Genomic DNA, 15,875 nt, shown 5'->3' on the forward strand with positions numbered 1-15,875 from the left:
GCGCGTCGGTCGTTCAGGCGCGGCGTCGCGGCAGCCGCCTGACTCGCGGTTTCTTCGGTGGCAGCGTGCTGGTAAAGGCTACGGCGCGCTCGATCCAGCCCGTGAGTTGTCGCGCCGTCTTGATCCCGGGGGCATCGACGTAGAGAAACCCCTTCATCGGGCGTCCCGTGAAGTCCATCGGGCGAACGTGTGGCCGCGCGAGCAGGGCGACGGCGTCTTCCGCGGCGAGCCGCACCATGAGTGCGTCGCCCACAATGCCGACACACATGTGCCCGCCGACCATAAAGGCCACACCGCCGAACATCTTGCGCTCGTCCACGTCGCGACGCCCGCCAAGGGCATCCCGTATGCGGTCGGCAAGGGCTTCACTGTAGGCCATGGGGACGACGCATGGAGGTGATCAGGCCAGGGTGCACTTGCGCACGGTGTCCCAGGTACGCGTGGTCTGCTGCTTGCCGAACGCCTGCTCAATCAACTTCATGAAGTCCGGAGTCTCCGCACCGCGTTGGTAGGTGGTGAAGACCTCACATCCCTCCACGGCCACGATCCGCGCCTCGTTGAGCACGACCGGGAGCTTCGGCACGACGGGTGGTGTCCGCAGGAATGTCACCACCCGCTTGGCATCGGCGGGCAGCCGAAACGGGGCGAAGGGATCCCGCTCCAGCACTGCTTGAAGGACATCGTGTGGGCGGACGAACGTCTCGAAGGTGCGACCGAGCCCGGCGAAGACGGCGGCCTCGACCTTCCGTTCGAGCGTCGCGACTGGCGCCGTGCGCGCGTCGAAGACGACGTTGCCGCTGGCCAACACGGTCTTCACCTTCGCGAAGCCGCCCGCTTCGAAGGCCGCGCGCAGTTCCGCCATGCGACAGTTGGTTGGCATGACGCCGCGAAGGAAGGCGACATAACGTGGCATGGGGCGTGGCCGTGGAGGGAAGGGAATCCTATGGCGTGACGCGCACCGCTGTCGCATCGGACCGCAGGGCCTCAACCAGCGCCGTCAGCGCCGCCTCATCGAGGTTGATCCCGATGAACACGGCGACCGTCGCGAAGCCGGCGAGGGGGAGTGCCTCAAAGCGGAGGGCGTCGTCCCCGGCGACATAACTCCACGCCCACTGGGCGCCGGGAGCATCCGCAAGTCCAATGACTCCCTTCGCGCGCCGCAGCCCGGGGCCGAGGGCGAGTACGCGGCTGGTGAGCGCCGAGCGTTCGACGACCGCCGGCAGCTCAACACCAACCGAGGCGAAGTGATGACGGTGGGGATCGTGGTGGGCGGACGGGGAGGATGCGCCGGCCCGCACAATGCGTGTCGGTGTTGGTTGGCGCACGAGGGACGACAGCTCGATGGTGAGCGCCTCGGGGGTCGTACGTCGGGCGAGGGGGTTCACCTCCACGAGCGATGCCTCGACGCTGGCGAGCCGACGCGGCGCGAGTTCCTCCGCCCAGTTCATCCAGACATGTGATGCCGTGGTCACCTGTTCGCGTTCCAGCGTCTTGTCGAACCATCGCTTCTGCCACCGTCGGGCGTCGATCACGGTGACCTGGATCGGACGGGACAAGGCAGAAAGTCGCGGGTCCAGGGCAAGGACATCGTGCAGCTCCGCCGCATCGCTCGTCCCGTTGGCCTCGATCAGCACGGCCGTGTCAGCGTCGATCACCAGTCCGGCGAGCGATTCCAACAGCTCTTCCCGCGAGCCACAGCAGATGCAGTCGCCACTGATCGGGGTCACCAGGGCATCGAGTGCCGCGAGTCGCGCGGCGTCCACCCGTGCGTCCTGGTAGTCATTGAGGATGACGCGCGGGCGCACCCCCTCTGCCCCAAGGAGGGGGATCACACGCTGCAGCAACGTGGTCTTGCCGGCGCCCAGGTAGCCGACGATCAGCAGGAGGGGGACAGCCACCGAACGGGAGCTCGCATCAACGCAAGCTACCTGCACGAAGGGAACGCCAGAAGGCCATGATGGCGTTGCGCATCGTTCGTGCACCTGCGCCCGTGCTCGCGCGCCGGAAATCCCGTAGCTTCCGCCCCAGCCGCTTGCAGGCCCGACCCCAGGCCAGGAGAAGTCCACGTGGTGCACGGATTGCTGTTGCTTGTGCTGGCCCAGCCAGCGCCCCCGGAGCCGGTCATCTGGTTTCGGCAGCCTGCCAAGACGTGGAACGAGGCGTTGCCCGTCGGCAACGGCCGGCTTGGGGCAATGGTGTTCGGGCACCCCGGGCGAGAACACATACAGCTCAACGAGGAGACGCTCTGGTCTGGCGGTCCGTATGATCCGGTCGTCCGCGGGGCATCTGCCGCCCTTCCCGAGATTCGCCGCTTGCTCTTCGCGGGTGACGTGGCTGCGGCGCACGACCTGTTCGGACGCACCATGATGGGCCGTCCCATCGAACAGATGAAGTACCAGTCGCTGGGCGACCTGTGGCTCGATGTGCCCGGGCACGACAGCGTCACAAACTATCGACGGGAACTCGACCTCGATCAGGCGGTAGCTCGCGTCTCATACACGGTCGCGGGGGTGCGCTACCTGCGGGAAGTGTTTGTGAGCGCGGTCGACCAGGTGGTGGTGGTGCGCCTCAGTGCGGATCGACCCGGGATGATCACCCTGGCGGCCGAGTTGCGCGGCACGCGGAACCCCACGCACTCGAACTACGGTACCGACTACTTCCAGATGGACGCGGTAGGCCCACGCACGCTGCGCCTCACGGGCAAGAGCACGGACTACCTCGGCGTAGCCGGCCAGCTGCGTTACCAGGCCGATCTCGAGGCCAAGGTCGATGGTGGCACGGTGCGGGCTGATCGTCGCCGACTCATGGTCCAGGGGGCCGACGTCGTGACGTTGGTGCTCGCCGCCGCGACGAGTTTCGTGGACTACCGCACGGTGACGGCCAACGCGGGGGAGCGGGTCGCGGCCACGGTAGGCGCCGCCATGCGGCGCTCCTGGCCGGCCCTGCACGCCGACCACGTGCGCGAACACCAACAGTGGTTTCGGCGGGTCCAGCTGTCGTTGGGGCCGCCCGACGCCCAGCTGGACACGCTCCCCACCGACGCGCGCATCGCGCGGTTTGCCACCTCGCCGGACCCCGGCCTGGCGGCGCTGTACTACCAGTTCGGCCGCTACCTGTTAATCACCAGCTCTCGCCCCGGGACGGAGCCGGCCAACCTGCAGGGGATCTGGAACGACAACCCCAACCCGTGGTGGGACTCGAAGTACACGGTCAACATCAACCTCCCGATGAACTACTGGCTGGCCGAGACGGCCAACCTCGCCGAGTTGGTCGGGCCGCTGGAGAAGCTGGTCCGCGAGGTCGCGGAGGCTGGCGCGGTCACGGCACGCGAGCACTGGGGTGCGCGCGGCTGGGTGCTGCACCAGAACACCGATCTCTGGCGCTCCACGACCCCGATGGACGGCCCGTCCTGGGGCGCGTGGCCCGTCGGCGGGGCCTGGCTGATGACAAACCTGATGGAGCGCTACCAATTTGCCCCGGACACCGCCACCCTGCGGCGGCTCTATCCGCTGCTGCGCGGCCAGGTGCGCTTTCTGCTCGACGTCCTGGTGCCGGAGCCCACGCGTGGGTGGCTGGTGACGGCGCCGTCGAACTCCCCCGAGAACTTCCCGGCCTTTCCCGGAAACGGCGAGTTCTTCGACGAGACGACGGGACTCGTCCTCACGGCGCGCACCATGGCGGTCGGTCCCACCATGGATATGCAGATCATTCGCGAAGTGCTGACGCAGTTCGGCGAGGCGGCGCGAGTGCTTCACATGGACAGCGCGATGGTGACCGAGGCACTGGCCGCCCGCGGGAGGCTGGCGCCCAACCAGGTCGGCAAGCACGGACAGCTGCAAGAGTGGCTGGAGGACTGGGACGAGATCGAGCCAGAGCATCGCCACCTGTCGCACCTCTGGGGGCTCTATCCCGGGCGCGAGATCACTCCCGAAGGCACGCCGGCGTTGGCTCGCGCCGCTGCGGTCTCCCTCGACCGGCGTGGCACGGGCGGTTGCGGATGGTCCTACGCATGGAAGATGGGGCTGCGGGCGCGTCTCTACGACGGCAACGCGGCACATGACCAGTTCCGCGCCCTGCTGGGGCGATCGTCCGTCTCCAACTTCTTCTCGTTGTGCGGCCGCGCGCTGCAGGTGGACGGCAACCTGGGCGCGACGGCCGCGATGGCCGAGATGCTCGTCCAGTCGCACGGGGCGGTGCTGCACCTGTTGCCGGCGCTTCCATCCGATTGGGCTCAGGGAACGGTGACCGGTCTCCGGGCCCGGGGCGGGTTTACGATCGACCTCTCGTGGCGCGCGGCCAAGGTCACCGAGGCACGGCTGGTCGCCACGCGCGCGGGCGAGGTGGTGGTGCAGGCACCCGGGCTGGAGCGGGTGAGCGCGTCGGGTCGCGCGGTGCGCGTCCGCAGGGTGGGGCCGGCGACTCTCGCCTTTGAGGCCAGCCCCGGGGTGACGTACGTGCTGCGATGACGCGGGCGCTTCGCCGCCGCGTCAGCTACCGACGCGGAACGGCGGAGATGTTGCCGGAGGTGACCACGAAGGTCGCGCGGCGGTTGCGCTGCCAGCACGACTCTTCACCCGAGGTGCACTCCGGTTGCTCCTCACCCATGGAGACCACGGAGAGGCGAGAGTCGGCGATTCCCCGATCCATGAAGTAGCGCTTGACGCTGGCCGCGCGGCGCTGGCCGAGGGCGAGGTTGTATTCATCGGAGCCGCGATCATCGGCGTGGCCGGTCACACGCACCTGCACGTCGGCATTCGCCACGAGGACGGCGAGCTTGGCGTCGAGGGAGGCACGCGCCTCGTCGGTCAGTCCATCCTGATCGTACAGGAAGTAGACGGCCCCCTCCAGGGTGGCGCGGGCCTCCGCGAGCGCAGCGGCCGACGGGCCGGCGGGTGCTGCGGGTGGCGGTGTGGTGGGCGCCGGCTGGCTGGTCCCGCTGGACGACGGGGCTGGCTGCGATGGGGCCGGAGCGGGGGCTGGCGCCGCCTCAGGCTTCTTGCGGCAGGCGATGGGGGCCAGGCAGGCAACGGCGAGGACGAGCGCAACAGCGCGACGGTGATGCTGCGGCATGGGCGGGGCTCGTGACGGGGTGGTCGACCAGGGTTGTCCCAAGGTATCTGTGGGGGCAGCCTAACGCCACCCTTGCAGCGTGGTTAGGCAGGGTGTGGAGACGGGTCCGGGGCGTGATGTAGACTCGCCAATCTCGGGTGTGTGATCCACATTCCGCCGGATGACGACCGCTCCCTGGCCCGCCGTGCGCGTGAGGGCTACCCTGACCTTGTTCGCCGGTCTCACCTTCACGAACGCGGCGCTGCTGTTTGTCGTGCAGCCGATGTTCACGAAGATGGTGCTGCCGCTGCTTGGCGGAACGGCGGCGGTCTGGAACACCTGCCTCCTCTTCTTTCAGGCGGCGCTGCTGCTGGGGTACTGCTACGCGCACATGGGGAGCCGCCTGCTGGACCCAACCCGGCAGGGGCTGCTCCACCTCGTCCTGCTGGCCCTGGCCCTGCTGGTACTCCCCATCTCGATCCCCGAGTGGCTGCCCCCCCCAAGTGACGCCCGGCCGGTCTGGTGGCTGCTCGCGGTGCTTGCGGCTTCGTTAGGCCTGCCGTTCACCCTGCTCGCGGCCGGTGCCCCCATGTTCCAGCGGTGGTTCGCGTCGACCGCGCACCCGGGAGCGGGCAACCCCTATGTGCTGTACGTGGCGAGCAATCTCGGCTCGTTTGCCGCCTTGCTCGCCTATCCCCTCCTGGTGGAGCCCCGGTGGCGGCTGGGCGAGCAGGGGACGGCGTGGCGCACCGGGTACCTTGTGCTCGTGGCGTTGGTTGGGGCGGCATGGTGGATCACCCGTCGATGGTCGGCGGTGGCGACGCCGTCCGTGGCGCCGGTCGTGGCGCCGGCCCCCACGCGCGCCCTGAGGGTGCGGTGGGTCCTCCTCTCGGCCGTGCCGTCGTCCCTCCTCCTGGGGGTCACGACCTTCATCAGCACGGACGTGGCGGCTGTGCCGTTGCTGTGGGTCGTCCCGCTCTCGCTCTACCTGCTGACCTTCACGCTGGTGTTTGGCGAGCGTCCCCTGCTGGGGCGCGAGTTCATGAGTGGCTTCCACCTGTTCGTGGGAATCGCGCTGCTCGTGGTCGTGGGGATGACGCCGACCAAGTTGCACGCGGCCCACGTGATCCTGCACCTGCTGGGCTTCTTCGGCGCGGCGATGGTCTGTCACCGCCAGTTGGCGGACGTGCGTCCGCATCCGGCGCACCTCACGGAGTACTACCTGTGGATGTCGCTGGGGGGCGTCATTGGTGGTGCGTTTAATGTGCTGGTGGCCCCGGTGCTGTACCAGCGCGTCATCGAGTATCCGCTGATGCTGCTGGTGGCCTTTGCGTTGCGACCGGGGTACGGTGTCTACGATCGGTCGCGACGGGCCTGGTTGCTCGACCTGGTCCTGCCCGCCCTCGTCTTTGGCGGCATGGTGGCGAGTTTCCAGCTGCGCGTCCCCGTGGAGGGGCGCTGGCCGATGATCCTGATGTGGTCGGTGTTCACGGTGGCCGGGCTGGCGGTGGCCGCGATGTTTCGGCGCCCGCTGCGGCTCGCGTTAGGCGCGGCGGCGCTGTTCCTCGCCATCGAGCAGCGCAACGCGGGCAATGTCGAACGGGTGATCACCCAGGAGCGGAGCTTCTTTGGCGTCTACAAGGTGACGCGGTGGGAACACTACCTGATGTTGACCAGCGGCACGACGACCCACGGCGCCCAGGACCTGGTCACCAGCGGCAAGCGCACGCCGCTCACCTACTACACACGGCAGGGGCCGCTCGGCGACATCTTTTCGGAGTTGACCGATAGCACGCAGGCGCGACGTGTGGGACTCGTCGGGTTGGGGACCGGGACCACGGCGTGTTATGCCCGGCCGGGCGAGCCGTGGACGTACTTCGAGATTGATCCGACCGTCGTGCAGTTGGCGACGTCCGGGCGCGTGTTTACCTACGTGAAGGAATGTGCGCCCGGGGTGCGCATCGTCCTCGGCGATGCGCGGCGCTCGTTGGCTGCCGAGCCGGATCGCGCGTACGACCTGCTGGTGTTCGATGCCTTCAGCTCGGACGCGATCCCGGTGCACCTCATGACGCGTGAAGCGGTGCAGCTGTACCGGACGAAGCTCCAGCCCTACGCGGCAATGGCGTTCCACGTGAGCAACCGGTACCTGCACCTGGAGCCCGTGCTGGCGGCGATCGCGATGGACGAGGGGCTGGTGGCCGTGGCGCGCGATGACGCGCCGGACGAGGAGGCGCGAGCGGCACTACACTACGGCTCGCGCTGGGTGGTGCTCGCCCCGGATTCGGGGACGGTGCGGTCGCTGATTAACGATCGGGGATGGCGCCCGGCCGAACCGCGCTCCGGGGTCAGCGCGTGGACCGACGACTACTCGAACATCGTGCGGTTGCTCAAGAAGGAGTGATGTCGGGGGGCAGTGCCTTGCGCGGCGCCTCGGGGTGGGCCCGTGGCCCGAACAGGTCGTTCGACTGCAGGGAGCCGCCAACCGCATCGAGGGCACGACCCATTTCCTTCTGTGCGCGGGCGACGGCCCCGCGATAGGAGCCGCGGTACAGGGCGAGACTGGCGTAGCCCGTGAGCCCGGCGCTGCCGGCACCGACCAGCCCGGCCACCGCCGCGGCGGGCAGCGCCGCTGCCCACGTCGCCACGCCGATGGCCGCACCGGCTGCCGCGCCGATGATCCCGGTCACCGACGCCAGGAACGTCGCGATGCCGGCGGACGCGTTCACGTTGCGGCGTACTCCAGGGCGGAGGTCGACGTACATCGTCAGCTCGGTTGAGCCCGGGGCGCCCGGCGCTTCACGGATGGTGACCTGGCAGGTGGCGGCTTCCAGCTGCATCCGCGTGCCGTACCAGGTCATGTTCAACCCGCTGGCAACGCCGAGGATTGAGGTGTCCCCGGGCAGCGTGAAGACCATGACGCCACCATCAAGCGGGTGGCCGCCCACCACTTCGCGCAGCGAGAGGTCGAAGGGCCCCTGTTGGAGGATCTGGCCGAGGGCAGGCAACACCTTGCCCGGGGGGGCGGCCACGATCCGGGTAACGGCGAGGCTTCGCTCGGTGGTGCCGAGAAACCGTGGAGCCTTCCGCTCCTGCCAACTGGCGGTCGCGGTCGTGTCGGCCCCCTGCGCCGTACCTGCGGCCGGGCGTGCCCCGCGAACCTCGGCGAGGGCAAGCGAGACAAACTGTTGAGAGATCCCGGCCTCGACCGCCGCGGCCTGCACATGTTCCAGGCGGTAGCCATCGGCGGGTGTGGCCCCGCGGGCGGCGCCGGCCACCGTCAGCTCGGGGGCAATGTCCTTGCGTTCCAGCCGGCGCAAGGCATCGGCCTGCAGCTGCGCCGCCCGGTGCCACAGCGCGGCGGCCTCGGTCTCGCTCAGCACGACCCCGGGTGCGCCCGCCCCGGCGGCCTGCTCGGCGGCGGCCAGCGCGGCGCCTAACGACTCAGCGAGTGCTTCCCCGGTGCTGGGGCGCGCGTCAGGATCCTTGGCGAGGCACCGGTCAATCACGGCCGCGACGGACCGGGGGACGTCGGGCGCGACGCTGCCCAGCGGGGGGGCGGGTTTGGTCGCATGGGCGAGGAGGACCGCGGTGGCGACGTCGCCCTCGAACGGAAACCGCCCGCTGAGCAGCAGGAAGCCGACCACGCCGAGCGCGTAGAGGTCGCTCCGGCCATCGAGCGGGGCACCGGCTACCTGCTCGGGACTCATGTAGTGTACCGTCCCGAGCACGTTGCCCGTGTGCGTCAGGCCGTCGGCCCTGGTGGTGTCGCGCGCGATGCCGAAATCGGTGACCATCAACCGTCCGGTGCTGCGCTCCAGCATCAGGTTCTCGGGCTTCACGTCACGGTGGATCACGCCGCGGGCATGGGCATAGGCCAGCGCCCAGGCTGCCTCGCGCAGGTAGCGAACCACTTCGGCGACCGGGAGCGCGCCGCGTCCACGGAAGCGCTCGCCCAGGCTTTCACCGTCCACGAATCCCATGGCGAAGTACGCGACGTCGTTGACCGCCTCGGCGTGATGGATCGGGACGATGTTCGGGTGCGAGAGTTGGGCTGCCGTGCGTGCCTCGCGCAGGAAACGCTCCCGCACATCGGACGCCGCGGCCTGGTCGGCCGGGAGGACCTTGAGGGCGACCAGGCGATCCAGGGCGAGGTCTCGTGCGAGGTACACGATGCCCATCCCGCCGCGGCCCAGCTCACGTTCAATCTGGTAGCGTGCGGCCAGGAGGGTGCGCAGGGATTCAATCGTCACGCGGGAAAACTACGCGACCGGCGTGTGCGGAGTGTCCTGGGCCGCGCACTACGGCCGGGCGCCGCCCTGGAACTCGCTGAGTTGGAGCGTGATGCTCCCGAAGGCGACTTGGGTTTCCATCTTGACCATCATGCGGCGTTCGTCATCCGTGAACCAGACGGAGGCCTTGCCGCCCTGGCCGAAGATCCCGTTGGACTTGAAGACCGGGCGGACGACCACCGTCCCGAACCGACCCGCCGGCACGTTGACCGACTCGCGGCGCAGGACGCTGAGTGTCACCGGGTTGTTGGGCGGCTTGTAGAACCGGCTGTACGAGTAGGTTTGGCCCGCCTCGAGGGGGAGGGTGCGGGCGAAGAAGAGGAACGAGGCCTGGTCGAGGGGTTGGGCGGACATCTCGGCGTCGGGCTTCCGGATTTCCTGGAGGGGTCCACCGCCTTTGGGGACGCGCCAGTCGGTTTCCTGGTATTGTGCCCGATCGGGAAACAGCTCAGCGACGCGGCGCTCTTCCTTCCCTCCGTTGTTAGTCTCCTGCCGATAGCGCAAAGAGGACAACGTGGAGACGTCGAGCCAGCTTTCGAGGACGTTGACGACGCGAAAGCCGGGAATGCCGGCGCGCACCTCGAGGCGCAGGTGCCACGCCGGTCGCCCGCGCACCGTGTCGATGCCCACGACTTCCATGCGACCCGTGCCGACGGTCAGCGGTCCGTACTTGACGTTGTAGACCATCGACTCGCCGACGCCAAAGGGAACGCTGGCCGCGCCGCCGTTCTGGGCGTATAGCGGCAGGGCGGCCAGGAGGAGGGTCGGGAGCAGTCGGCGCATGTGAGGGGTCGGGCGCCGAAACATAGTCAGCGACGCGGGTGCTTTCGGGCTACCCGCGGCGTCGTCGCGGGTTCCGTGAGGGCCCGGCGCAACGTCGCGGGGGCGACCGCCAGGTATCCATCACGCAACAACTCGCGCAAGCCGTCCCAATCCGTTGCGGCGTCGAGCACGACACCCACCCATCCGGACGGGCCGACGTACGGCGGCTTGAAGAAGCGCGCCGGCCAGGTCGTGATAAGCAGTTGCTGGTTGGTGGGGGTGCACTTGATCCATGCCCCGTCACGTCCGCCCCCGTGGTGATCGTTCCGGCTGGCAAACATGGCGAACAGCTTGTTCTTCACGCGAAAGGTCGGTGCTCCCCAAGCCTCGACTTCATGGGCCTCGGGAAGGGCCAGGCAGGCCTTGCGCAGGCGGGTGAGTGCGGACGGTGGCAACGGGAGGCGGGAAGTGCGACGTGGAGGGTAGGCGCCCGGCGCGGATGAGGAAAGTGGGCCGTGTGGCTTGAGCCGGTTGCCCCACTGGCCCATGGGGGCGCAGTATACCGTCAGCTGCCGTGGCGTGGACCGTGGCCGCTCCCCCAGCCCTTCACGGTGATGCCCCAGCGACAACCTTCATATGACGTCTGCATCGTCGGCTCAGGTGCCGGCGGCGCGATGACCGCCCATGCGCTCACGCAGGCCGGGGCCAACGTCATCATGCTCGAGGCCGGCGCCTGGTGGGACAACACCAAGGACTCGGCGATGCTCAAGTTCCCGTACGACTCGCCGCGGCGTGGCGCATCGACGACGGAACGCCCGTTTGGGGAGTTTGACGCGTGCATTGGGGGGTGGCAGGTCGAGGGGGAACCGTACACGAAGGCCGACGGGACGAAGTTCGACTGGTGGCGGGCGCGCATGCTCGGTGGGCGCACGAACCATTGGGGGCGCATTTCCCTGCGCTTCGGCCCGGACGACTTCCGCCGCAAGTCGCTCGACGGGCTGGGCGACGACTGGCCGATCACCTACAACGATATTGCGCCGTACTACGACCAGGTCGACCAGCTCATCGGGATCTTCGGGTCGAAGGAGAACCTGCCCAATCATCCGGATGGAGTCTTTCATGAGGCCCCCAGGCCCCGGTGTTACGAACTGCATGTCAAGCGGGCGGCCGACAAGATGGGGATCTGGTGCATTCCGGCGCGGTTGTCGGTGATCACCCAGCCGCTCAATGGACGCGCCCCGTGCCACTACTGCGGGCAGTGTAACCGCGGGTGCATGACCAACTCGAACTTCTCGTCGCCGAACGTCCTGCTCTTCCCGGCGCAGAAGACCGGCCGGTTGACCATCACCGTGAACGCGATGGCGCGCGAGGTCGCCACCGACGCGCAAGGGCTCGCCACGGGCGTGCACTACATCGACAAGGCAACCGGCAAGGACGAGTTTGTCGCGGCCAAGGTTGTGGTGCTGGCGGCCAGCGCATGTGAAAGCGCCCGCATCCTCCTCAACTCGAGGAGTGCACGTCATCCCCAGGGACTCGCCAACTCGTCCGGCGTCGTCGGCAAGTACCTCACCGATACGACGGGGACCGATGTCGCCGGCTTCGTTCCGCAGCTCATGGATCACGTGCCGCACAACTGCGACGGCGTGGGCGGCGGGCACATCTACATGCCGTGGTGGCTGGACAACAAGAAGCTCGACTTCCCACGCGGGTACCACATTGAGGTGTGGGGAGGACTCGGGGTCCCCTCCTACGGCTTCGGGGGCGGGATCCAGGGGATGCCGCAGTCGCGGGGCGGTGGGTACGGCAAGGCGCTGAAGGACGAGTATCGTCGTTACTATGGATCGACCATTGGGTTCTCGGGGCGCGGTGAGCAGATCCCAAATGCCGACTCGTACTGCGAGCTCGACCCGACGGTGAAGGACCGCTACGGCATCCCCGTCCTCCGCTTCCACTGGAAGTGGCGGGACGACGAATACCGGCAGGTGCGCCACATGCAGGAGACCTTCCGGGCGCTCATTCGCGAGATGGGTGGCGAGCCGATGGGCGACATGCCGTCGAAGGAGCGTGGGTACGGCATCGCCAACGGCGGCGCGATCATCCATGAACTGGGGTGCGTGCGCATGGGGGCCACCGCCAGGGACTCGGCGCTGAATGCCCATTGCCAGGCGTGGGATTGCAAGAACCTGTTTGTCACTGACGGCGGCTCGTTTGTGTCACAAGCCGACAAGAACCCGACATGGACGATCCTGGCGCTGGCTTGGCGCACGGCGGACTACATCACGCAACAGCGGAAGGCGGGGGCGATATGAGGGAAGCAGATCAACAGCCAGGGCGAAGCACGAGCGGCACGGGGGTGGCGCGGCGCGATGTGCTGCGCATCCTTGCGGCGGCCCCGTTGGCGGTGTTCGCGATTGCGTGCGAGGACGTGGACCGGGCCGCGCAACATGCGAGCGATTCCCTCGCACAGGCGGCGAAGGACGGCGTGCCCTATGTGCCGCAGTTCTACACGGCGACGGAGTTCGCCCTCGCGCGGGTGCTTGCGGACCGCATCCTGCCTGCAGATGAACGCTCGGGGTCGGCAAGTGACGCGGGCGTCCCGGAGTTCCTGGACTTCCTCATGACGGCGTATCCCGACATGCAGGAGCCCATGCGCAAGGGACTTGCCTGGATGGACGACGCGACGCAGTCGCGCTTCCAGAAGACCTTCGTGGCCTGTTCGCCGGAGGAGCAGTCCGCCCTCCTGGACGAGATTGCGTACCCAAAGCGCGCAGCGGACAAGGTGAAAGACGGCGTCACCTTCTTCTCCCGTTTTCGCGACCTCACCGCCTCCGGCTTCTGGTCGAGCCGCATCGGCGTGAAGGACCTCCAGTACTTGGGGAACGTGCCGCAGACTTCATGGACCGGGTGTCCCCCGGAAGCGCTCGCCAAGCTCGGCGTCAGTTACACATGACCTGTGGCTCATGGACGCGGAGTCCCCGATCGTGACGGTGCCGCAGGCCGAGGTGGACCGCGCCATCTGCGAGACGCTTGCGCAGTGGGGCATTGCGTACACGCGGTTCGATCATCCGCCGGTCTTCACCTGCGCGGAGGCGGACGTTCATGTGCCGAGCGCTGCCGATGCGCTGCAGACGAAGAATCTCTTCCTGCGCGACAAGAAGGGGGGGCGGCACTGGCTGGTCATCACCTCGTGCGAGAAGCGGGTGGACATCCGGGCGCTGGGGGATCAGCTGGGAGTCGGTCGCCTGTCGTTCGGTTCGCCCGAACGTCTCATGAAGTACCTGGGCGTGACGCCGGGGGCAGTGACCCTCCTCGCCCTCGCCCATCCCGGGGCGCGAGAGGTGGAGTTGGTGGTCGACGCTGCCGCGCGCGACGTCCCGTGGCGATGCCACCCCATGGTGAACACGGCGACCCTGGTGCTTGATCCGGCCGCGTGCGCCGCTTTCCTCGCGCGGACCGGCCACGTTCCCGGTTACCACGCGATCCCGGAGCTCGACGCTTCCGGGAGTTGACCGAGTGTCGCGCTCGGAGGTAGCGGGCGCGGCGATGTGGCCGCACACTTGAGATGCCCTGCGATGGCCGGTTCTCCCTACCCTCACCAAGATCTGTGAGCCTCATGCGCCTGTTCCGATCACTGTTGCTTGGTCTTGCCTTCGCCCTGCCAGTCGTCGTTGTGGCACAGGCGCGGCCCCTCGCCCCCGCCGACATCTTTGCGCTGGCCTACGCTGCCGACCCGCAGGTCAGCGGCGATGGGCAGTGGGTGGCCTATGTGCGGCAATGGAGTGACCCGTCGACCGACCGACGGCACAGCAACATCTGGTTGGTCAAGGCGGATGGCTCCGACCACCGCCCGCTCACCGGCGGCACCTTCACGGAACACTCCCCGCGCTGGTCCCCGGACGGCACCCGCCTCCTGTACATCTCGAACCGGGGCGGGTCGCCCCAGCTGTATGTCCGCTACATGTCAACGGGAGAGGCGTTCCCCGTGACAAACACGCGACAGCCGCCGGGCAGCCCGGTGTGGTCCGCCGACGGGACGCAGGTCGCCTATCTCGCCCTGGTGCCCAAGCCACCGCTGGTGATCGGGACGCCGCTGACGCCACCGCCGGGTGCACAGTGGGCGGCGCCGCCCAAGTACACCGAGAACCTCGTCTTTCGCTTCGACGGCGTCGGTGAAGTGCCGACAGGGTTCGTGCACGCGTTTGTGGTCGCCGCGACGGGCGGGGCACCACGCCAGGTCACCAGTGGTGACTTCAACCACGGCGGCACCCCGTATGGCGGCGGGTCGCTCGCATGGACACCGGATGGCAGCGAGCTCGTCCTCCCGGCACGTCGCGGTGAACGTCCGGAGTGGAACGCCCGCGAGAGCGACCTCTTCGCCGTCAACGTGCAGACCGGGGCGTTACGCCGCCTCACCGATCGCTTTGGTCCCGATGCATCGCCCGCAGTATCGCCCGACGGGCAGCTCATCGCCTGGGTGGGATACGACGACCGCAAGCAGGGGTATCAGAACACCCTGCTCTACGTGATGAATCGCGACGGGTCCGGCAAGCGCGTCATCTCCACCAAGCTCGACAACAGCGTTTCCAGCCCGTCATGGAGCGCGGACAGCAAGGCGATCTATGGACAGGTGGATGAGCGCGGGACCACGAAGGTCATGCGCTTCATGCTCGATGGCACGCACACGGTCGTGGCGTCGAACCTCGGCGGTGGCACCAGCGCCTACAGTGGTGGCAGCTACTCGGTCTCGCGCACCGGGGTCGTCGCCTACTCAATGAGTACGCCGAACGTGCCGAGTGAGGTCGCGGTGGCCAGCAGTGCGTCTCCCGCGCCTCGTGTGGTCACCGCCCTCAACGCCAGCCTGCTGGCCGACCGCACGATCGGTGAGGTGGAGGAGATCTGGTACGAGTCCTCGAAGGACAAGCGGAAGATCCATGGCTGGATCATCAAGCCCCCGGGCTTCGACGCACGCCGCAAGTATCCCCTGATCCTTGAGATCCACGGCGGACCATTTGCCAACTACGGCGACCGCTTTGACGAGGAGAAGCAGTTGATGGCCGCCGCCGGCTTCGTGGTGTTGTACACCAATCCGCGCGGCAGCACGAGTTATGGCGAGGAGTTCGGCAATTTGATTCACCACGCCTACCCGGGCGATGATTTCCACGACCTCAACGCCGGCGTGGACGCGGTGATCGCGAAGGGGTACGTCGACGAGAAGAACCTCTTCGTCACTGGAGGGAGCGGCGGCGGGGTGCTCACCGCGTGGATGATCGGGCACACGGATCGTTTCCGCGCCGCGCTCGCATTCTACCCGGTGATCAACTGGGAGAGTTTCTCGCTGACGGCCGACATGGCGCCGAGTTCGGTGAACAACTGGTTTCCCGGCTTTCCCTGGGACCATCCCGAGAACTATGACAAGCGGTCACTGCTCTCGGTGGTGAAGAACGTGAAGACCCCGACGTTGATCATGACGGGCGAAGAGGACTATCGCACGCCGATGTCCGAGTCCGAGCAGTACTACAAGGCGCTCAAGATGCGGGGCGTCGAGTCAGTGCTGGTCCGCGTGCCGGAGGAACCGCACGGCATCCGCCGTCGTCCGAGTCACGAGGCGTCGAAGATCACGACGCTGAAGGGGTGGTTCGACAAGTACAAGGCGCCCGTGCAGTAGCCGTTCCGGTGCCCGGTGCCCCGGGCGCCGGATCGTGTACGCGCAGTGAGCCGCGTCCGGGGGGGGCGCGATGTCGTGTCCCTTCGATGGCGTCGGGTGAAACCTATGTG

13 protein-coding genes are annotated in these 15,875 nt (G+C 67.9%); 6 read left to right on the forward strand and 7 right to left on the reverse strand.

The genetic code is table 11. The features are described from left to right. Positions 1 to 13: 13 nt before the first annotated feature. The 3 genes from IPK85_08490 to IPK85_08500 are packed head-to-tail and all read right to left on the reverse strand — an operon-like array spanning position 14 to position 1,898. Positions 14 to 379, reverse strand: a complete 366-nt coding sequence (locus IPK85_08490) for a TfoX/Sxy family protein (protein ID MBK8247419.1) — start codon at positions 377 to 379, stop codon at positions 14 to 16. A 21-nt stretch (positions 380 to 400) separates the two neighbouring features. Further along, complete coding sequence (locus IPK85_08495; GenBank protein ID MBK8247420.1) at positions 401 to 913, reverse strand: DUF1697 domain-containing protein; 513 nt, start codon at positions 911 to 913, stop codon at positions 401 to 403. 28 nt (positions 914 to 941) lie between these two features. Then, the gene (locus IPK85_08500; GenBank protein ID MBK8247421.1) at positions 942 to 1,898 is read right to left on the reverse strand and encodes a GTP-binding protein; all 957 of its coding nucleotides are present in this window, start codon (positions 1,896 to 1,898) and stop codon (positions 942 to 944) included. A 171-nt stretch (positions 1,899 to 2,069) separates the two neighbouring features. Between IPK85_08500 and IPK85_08505 the strand changes: the two genes are divergently transcribed. After that, positions 2,070 to 4,466: a glycoside hydrolase family 95 protein gene (locus IPK85_08505; protein MBK8247422.1), complete on the forward strand. Its 2,397-nt coding sequence runs from the start codon at positions 2,070 to 2,072 to the stop codon at positions 4,464 to 4,466. Positions 4,467 to 4,491: 25 nt separating this feature from the next. Here the strand turns inward: IPK85_08505 and IPK85_08510 are convergent, their stop codons facing one another. After that, positions 4,492 to 5,070, reverse strand: coding sequence for an OmpA family protein (locus tag IPK85_08510; GenBank protein ID MBK8247423.1), 579 nt, complete (start codon positions 5,068 to 5,070; stop codon positions 4,492 to 4,494). A gap of 160 nt (positions 5,071 to 5,230) precedes the next feature. Between IPK85_08510 and IPK85_08515 the strand changes: the two genes are divergently transcribed. Beyond that, positions 5,231 to 7,450: a fused MFS/spermidine synthase gene (locus IPK85_08515; GenBank protein ID MBK8247424.1), complete on the forward strand. Its 2,220-nt coding sequence runs from the start codon at positions 5,231 to 5,233 to the stop codon at positions 7,448 to 7,450. Here IPK85_08515 and IPK85_08520 read toward each other — a convergent pair. From IPK85_08520 to IPK85_08530, 3 genes are read right to left on the reverse strand one after another with little or no spacing between them, the layout of a single operon-like run. Beyond that, positions 7,437 to 9,299, reverse strand: a complete 1,863-nt coding sequence (locus tag IPK85_08520; protein ID MBK8247425.1) for a serine/threonine protein kinase — start codon at positions 9,297 to 9,299, stop codon at positions 7,437 to 7,439. The genes IPK85_08515 and IPK85_08520 overlap by 14 nt on opposite strands. 48 nt (positions 9,300 to 9,347) lie before the next feature. After that, the gene (locus IPK85_08525; GenBank protein ID MBK8247426.1) at positions 9,348 to 10,121 is read right to left on the reverse strand and encodes a DUF3108 domain-containing protein; all 774 of its coding nucleotides are present in this window, start codon (positions 10,119 to 10,121) and stop codon (positions 9,348 to 9,350) included. Between the two features lie 26 nt (positions 10,122 to 10,147). Beyond that, a complete protein-coding gene (locus IPK85_08530; GenBank protein MBK8247427.1) occupies positions 10,148 to 10,648 on the reverse strand; it encodes an MmcQ/YjbR family DNA-binding protein in 501 nt (166 codons plus the stop codon). Between the two features lie 66 nt (positions 10,649 to 10,714). Here IPK85_08530 and IPK85_08535 point away from each other — a divergent pair, with 66 nt between their 5' ends. From IPK85_08535 to IPK85_08550, 4 genes are all read left to right on the forward strand, one after another. Continuing rightward, positions 10,715 to 12,409 carry a GMC family oxidoreductase gene (locus tag IPK85_08535; protein ID MBK8247428.1) on the forward strand — a complete coding sequence of 565 codons (1,695 nt, stop codon included), beginning with the start codon at positions 10,715 to 10,717 and terminating at the stop codon, positions 12,407 to 12,409. Beyond that, the gene (locus tag IPK85_08540; protein ID MBK8247429.1) at positions 12,406 to 13,050 is read left to right on the forward strand and encodes a gluconate 2-dehydrogenase subunit 3 family protein; all 645 of its coding nucleotides are present in this window, start codon (positions 12,406 to 12,408) and stop codon (positions 13,048 to 13,050) included. The genes IPK85_08535 and IPK85_08540 overlap by 4 nt, the downstream gene beginning before the upstream one ends. A gap of 10 nt (positions 13,051 to 13,060) precedes the next feature. Beyond that, positions 13,061 to 13,609: a prolyl-tRNA synthetase associated domain-containing protein gene (locus IPK85_08545; protein ID MBK8247430.1), complete on the forward strand. Its 549-nt coding sequence runs from the start codon at positions 13,061 to 13,063 to the stop codon at positions 13,607 to 13,609. Positions 13,610 to 13,713: 104 nt separating this feature from the next. Further along, positions 13,714 to 15,765 carry a S9 family peptidase gene (locus IPK85_08550; GenBank protein ID MBK8247431.1) on the forward strand — a complete coding sequence of 684 codons (2,052 nt, stop codon included), beginning with the start codon at positions 13,714 to 13,716 and terminating at the stop codon, positions 15,763 to 15,765. Positions 15,766 to 15,875 lie beyond the last annotated feature (110 nt).

Source organism: Gemmatimonadota bacterium (assembly GCA_016712265.1).
In the GTDB taxonomy this organism is placed as follows: domain Bacteria; phylum Gemmatimonadota; class Gemmatimonadetes; order Gemmatimonadales; family Gemmatimonadaceae; genus RBC101.

What these genes read in the sequence shown, in the direction of transcription:
- IPK85_08545 (MBK8247430.1), top strand. Translation starts at nt 13,061, where the DNA reads ATGGACGCGGAGTCCCCGATCGTGACGGTGCCGCAGGCCGAGGTGGAC.
- IPK85_08495 (MBK8247420.1), bottom strand. Translation starts at nt 913, where the DNA reads ATGCCACGTTATGTCGCCTTCCTTCGCGGCGTCATGCCAACCAACTGT.
- IPK85_08510 (MBK8247423.1), bottom strand. Translation starts at nt 5,070, where the DNA reads ATGCCGCAGCATCACCGTCGCGCTGTTGCGCTCGTCCTCGCCGTTGCC.
- IPK85_08550 (MBK8247431.1), top strand. Translation starts at nt 13,714, where the DNA reads ATGCGCCTGTTCCGATCACTGTTGCTTGGTCTTGCCTTCGCCCTGCCA.
- IPK85_08540 (MBK8247429.1), top strand. Translation starts at nt 12,406, where the DNA reads ATGAGGGAAGCAGATCAACAGCCAGGGCGAAGCACGAGCGGCACGGGG.
- IPK85_08490 (MBK8247419.1), bottom strand. Translation starts at nt 379, where the DNA reads ATGGCCTACAGTGAAGCCCTTGCCGACCGCATACGGGATGCCCTTGGC.
- IPK85_08515 (MBK8247424.1), top strand. Translation starts at nt 5,231, where the DNA reads ATGACGACCGCTCCCTGGCCCGCCGTGCGCGTGAGGGCTACCCTGACC.
- IPK85_08535 (MBK8247428.1), top strand. Translation starts at nt 10,715, where the DNA reads ATGCCCCAGCGACAACCTTCATATGACGTCTGCATCGTCGGCTCAGGT.
- IPK85_08530 (MBK8247427.1), bottom strand. Translation starts at nt 10,648, where the DNA reads ATGGGCCAGTGGGGCAACCGGCTCAAGCCACACGGCCCACTTTCCTCA.
- IPK85_08525 (MBK8247426.1), bottom strand. Translation starts at nt 10,121, where the DNA reads ATGCGCCGACTGCTCCCGACCCTCCTCCTGGCCGCCCTGCCGCTATAC.